At 42.8% G+C, this 4,283-nt stretch carries 3 protein-coding genes and 1 pseudogene; 3 read left to right on the forward strand and 1 reads right to left on the reverse strand.

The window, feature by feature from the left end; translation table 11 throughout:
• Nucleotides 1-306: pseudogene (locus IM515_RS25400) on the forward strand (reverse transcriptase N-terminal domain-containing protein); the annotation flags it as partial.
• Nucleotides 307-653: 347 nt separating this feature from the next.
• Here the strand turns inward: IM515_RS25400 and IM515_RS25405 are convergent.
• Nucleotides 654-1,817, reverse strand: coding sequence for an LptF/LptG family permease (locus IM515_RS25405; RefSeq protein WP_287630207.1), 1,164 nt, complete (start codon nt 1,815-1,817; stop codon nt 654-656).
• Nucleotides 1,818-2,024: 207 nt separating this feature from the next.
• Between IM515_RS25405 and IM515_RS25410 the strand changes: the two genes are divergently transcribed.
• Nucleotides 2,025-3,077, forward strand: a complete 1,053-nt coding sequence (locus IM515_RS25410) for a dipeptide epimerase (protein WP_287630208.1) — start codon at nt 2,025-2,027, stop codon at nt 3,075-3,077.
• Nucleotides 3,070-4,113 carry an N-acetyltransferase DgcN family protein gene (locus IM515_RS25415; RefSeq protein ID WP_287630209.1) on the forward strand — a complete coding sequence of 348 codons (1,044 nt, stop codon included), beginning with the start codon at nt 3,070-3,072 and terminating at the stop codon, nt 4,111-4,113. Before IM515_RS25410 ends, IM515_RS25415 begins: the two co-directional genes overlap by 8 nt.
• The last annotated feature ends 170 nt before the right edge of the window (nt 4,114-4,283 follow it).

A 4,283-nucleotide genomic window follows, 5' to 3' on the forward strand; every position in this document is an offset into this window, starting at 1 on the left:
AAAACCACTAAGACTACGAATGTATGGAAAGCTATCAATTGGGCGAAAGTCCAAAGATACGTTTTCAAGCTCCAAAAGAGGATATACCAAGCGGCTAAATCGGGACAGGATGCAAAGGTTAGAAGGTGGCAACGTCTATTAGTGAAATCATACTACGCTCGTCTATTAGCAGTACGCAAAGTAACCCAAGACAATCAAGGAAAGAAAACAGCAGGTGTCGATGGAGTGATAGCAGTATCCCCAGAACAAAGGCTAAATCTAACCGAAGAAATCAAGGGAACACTTAAAGCAAAACCGCTGTCACGATGATAAATCGGCATCTGATGGAAGCCTTAAATCATCTGGTTTGACAATTTCAGAAAGTCAAACTAGATAATACAAGGCTAACCAAAAGAAGTCAAGCTGTATCCTTAACAAGGGAACAGTCAAACTAGGAGCCGTGTGAGGTGAAAGTCTCATGCACGGTTCTGAATGGGAGGGGAAGTCGGTGACGACCTTCTCGACCCCTAATAGTATCATGATAACTTTAATTTAAGCTCTTGACATTCTTGACGGGAAGTGCTGCCACAAGTGTTAAAGAAGAAGGGAAACATAGACTAAGGGGCCTGCTATAACTCTACGTCTCCTATCTTGACGAAAATTTTTAAAAAAGTCTAACCGTTAAGTCGCCATAATAACCACAGACCTAAACCAAAACCGAAAAAGTTAGGCAGCCAGGCAGCTAGGAAGGGGGAGAGGGTGGCAGTTAGTCCCAAGCTGCCCACTAAGAAGTTTAAGAGATAATAGAGGAAAACAATGGCGACACTGAGACCGAAACTGGTTCCCCGACTAATTCTTTGCGGTAGAGAACCCAAGGCACAGCCGATGGTGGCAAAGACGATACAGACAAAGGGAAAGGCGATTTTTTGCTGGATTCGCACTTGAAAAAACCTGACTCTCTTATCATCGCCACTGAGTTTGAGCAGTTGCACATATTCGATCGCCTGTGGTATGTTCATCTCGTAGGGATCGCGGCTTTGACGAGCAAAATCGAAAGCGGAGCGAGATAAAGCGATTTTTTCGGTTTTAAAGGGGATAACTTGGCTATAGGAGGCGTTAGGGGGGGTTAATTCATAGATAATGCCGTTAAAAAAGTCCCAGACGTTATCGACGGCATTCCAACGGGCCGAATCGGCGATAATAATTTGATTTAATTCTTGTTTTAGCCAACGGATAACGGTGACAGTTTTCATTTTTTCCCCGTCAAATTGTTCGGCATAAAATAAACTTCTTAAATTACGATTAATCGTACCATTTTCTAGGGTTTTTATTTCATAATCGGGATAATAAAAGTCTTTGTTTTTCCAAAAATTTGCTTCTTTATTAATTTTCTGCACTAAAATTTCTGTAGCTCGATAATTAGCATTAGGAACCACATATTCGTTTAATAAAAATGTCACCACTGTAACTATTAAACTCAGGCAAAAAGTCGGTATAAAAAGACGGTAAAGAGTGACTCCACAGCTTTGCAGGGCAACGGTTTCGCTATCACTACTTAAACGTCCGTAGGTGATTAAAGTAGCCAGCAAAAGAGAAACTGGCAGGGAATAAGTGACAAATTCTGGCACTTTTAACAGGAGAATTTCTAGGGCCGAGGCAAGGGGTAGATTAGCATCAACTACCTGATTAGCTAAATCGGAAAGATTGCTGATCGCTACTCCCAAAGAGGCAAATAAACCAACACTAAATAAAAATGGGGGTAGTAGTTGGCTGATCAGATAGCGATCAATGAGGGCAATACCTCCATTTACCCAGCAAGAAATCTTTTTCTTAATCATTGATTTTGGTTAACTCACTCCTCTTTCATCCCATTTCCTAACCCGCAGCCGTCTTGCCTATACCTTCGGTTAGCCTATCATATTTTGTCTTTGACGAAAAACACCGCCGGAAGTTGTATGATTGCGGGGAGAGTGGACAGAAGTAAGGATTTGGGTAAGTGTAGATAATTTTTCTGTTCCTATTCCCCGATCATCCCTAGGTGAATTATGCTGCTAAACTGGCAAACTTTTACTATTCATAAACGAGTACCTTTAACGATTAGTCGCGGCACTACCAGTAAAAATACTAATATTTGGCTGCAAATTAGCGAGGAAAATATCGAAGGGTGGGGAGAGGCATCCCCTTTTGATATTACCAGCGAGGAGAAAAAAACCGATAAAATTCTGCAAGAATTAAACTCGATCGCTCCTCTTTTACAATCTTTTCACCCCTGTCAACGCCAAGAAATTGAGAAAATTTTATGGCAAAATCAGATATCTTCGGCTACTCGTGCCGCTATTGACACGGCGCTGCACGACTGGTTAGGCAAAAAAGCTAATTTACCTCTCTGGCAAATTTTTGGACTCGATCGCTCTTTAATTCCGCCGGTTTCTGTTACTATCGGTTTAAATTCTCGAGAAAATGTGCAGAAAAGGCTGTTAGATTGGCTAGAAATTGGCGATTTTAGCTTATTAAAAGTCAAATTAGGCTCACCGGACGGTATAGAAGCCGATCGAGCTATAATTCTGGCTATTAAAGAAATTGTCCCCCATTTGCCCCTAACTGTCGATGCTAATGGTGGTTGGAAATTGAGCGATGCGGTGAAAATGTGCCAATGGTTAGAGGAAAAAGGCGTTATTTATGTGGAACAACCCCTATCCGTGGGACAAGAACGAGATTTAATTGATTTATACCAAAAATCGCCCCTACCTATCTTCGTCGATGAAAGCTGTTTTTCTAGTCAAGATATCCCGAAACTGGCCGATCGAGTCCACGGCATTAATATTAAACTAATGAAAGCTGGTGGATTAGCCGAAGTACAGAGAATGATTCATATTGCCCAAGCTTGCCGACTGCAAATTATGTTCGGATGTTACTCTGATAGCAGTTTAGCCAATACTGCCCTAGCACATCTTGGCCCGCTTGTCAACTATCTTGACCTAGATAGTCATTTAAATTTACGCGATGATCCCTTTACGGGTTTAAGCTTGGAAAAGGGACGTTTACAACCAAATAATTTGCCCGGTTTGGGTGTTAGTTTACGGACAGAAGATGACTAATTATTTGACTCCTGACAAGAAAGTAGCGATTCTTCTCCACGAAGGAATCAAAGGAACTCGCGGCAAAACTGGGTTAAGTTATCTGCGTTACGGGAAAGCGCAGGTAGTGGCGATTATTGACGCAGAAAGCGCCGGCAGTACCTTAAAAGAAGTGGCCGGAATCGATCGCCCCTTGCCGATTGTTGCTACTGTTAGGGAAGCTCTAACCTATCATCCCGATACCCTGTTAATTGGCATCGCACCATCAGGGGGCATTTTACCACCCCATTGGCTAGAAGAAATCAAAGAGGCGGTAAATACAGGGTTATCCCTCGTTAATGGACTCCATACACCTCTAAAACCCCTTTTTTCTCAGCTTAAACCGGATCAATGGATTTGGGATATCCGTCTGGAACCCCAAGACTTAAAAATTGGGCAAGCGCGGGCGAAAAATTTAACCTGTCAGCGTATTCTAACGGTAGGCACGGATATGAGTGTGGGCAAAATGTCCACTAGCATCGAATTACATCGAGTTGCCCAAGAAAAAGGGCTAAAATCGCAATTTTTAGCCACTGGACAGGGGGGAATTATGATCGCGGGGAAAGGTGTACCCTTGGATGCGGTGCGCGTCGATTATGCTGCTGGTGCGATCGAGGCTTTGGTGTTAGAATCAGCGGAAAATAACGATATTCTGTTTATTGAGGGTCAAGGCTCGCTATTACACCCTGGATCCACCGCTACCTTGCCCTTAATGCGTGGCAGTCAACCAACGGGGTTAATTCTCGTCCATCGCGCTGGACAAATTCATATCAAAGATTTACCCGATATTCTCATCCCTCCCCTAACGGAAGTGATTAAACTCTGCGAAATGACTGCCAGCGCTGGGGGAAGTTTCGGGGAGGTGAAGGTAAAGGGGATTAGTTTAAATACTTTTCATCTTAGTCCGGAGGCGGCAGTTAAAGCTATAGAAACCGTGCAGGAGGAAACGGGGTTATTTTGTACCGATGTTGTCCGTTTTGGCGGTCAAGGGTTATTATCAGTGATCAGTAATCAGTAATCAGTGATTAATTCAATCATAGTCAATGGTGGTGGTGGGTTACTGGACTAGGTAATAGGTGTAGGGGTAATTCATGAATTACCCCTACAATAACGTTTGTCTGGATGTTGTTAAATTTTCTCTTGACAAAGGCGACTTGACAGGATACTATATTCATAATGGAAAATCCG

It is taken from the genome of Microcystis sp. M44BS1 (assembly GCF_020244875.1).
GTDB classification, from domain to species: domain Bacteria; phylum Cyanobacteriota; class Cyanobacteriia; order Cyanobacteriales; family Microcystaceae; genus Microcystis; species Microcystis panniformis.